Origin of the sequence: Cellulomonas sp. GbtcB1 (assembly GCF_019091725.1) — a bacterium.
Taxonomy (GTDB): domain Bacteria; phylum Actinomycetota; class Actinomycetes; order Actinomycetales; family Cellulomonadaceae; genus Cellulomonas.
Window position 1 is genome coordinate 1 of the sequence record NZ_JAGXJG010000327.1, and the last position, 258, is coordinate 258.

1 pseudogene is annotated in these 258 nt (G+C 81.4%); it reads right to left on the reverse strand.

The annotated features are described in order from the left end of the window. A pseudogene (locus KVT14_RS20600) lies at positions 1–258 on the reverse strand (hypothetical protein); the annotation flags it as partial.

Here is a 258-nt window from a genome sequence, read left to right on the forward strand (position 1 = left end):
GCGCGGCCCCAACGGACGCGGGACAGGGCGGGGTCGGGCGCGGCGTCGCGCGCGTCGCCCAGCGTCCCGTCCTGGCCGGAGTCGGCGAGGTCCTCGTCGTCCGCCCCGCCGTGCCGCGCCGGACCCAGCCGGCCCAGCCGCAGCGCGAGCCGCGCGGTCACGTCCGGGTCGGCGCTCACCAGCGCGGTGATCTGGCCCGGCGGCACGACCAGCCCGCTGACCTCGTCGACGAGCGGCTCGCCGGTCGCGGGCGACGGG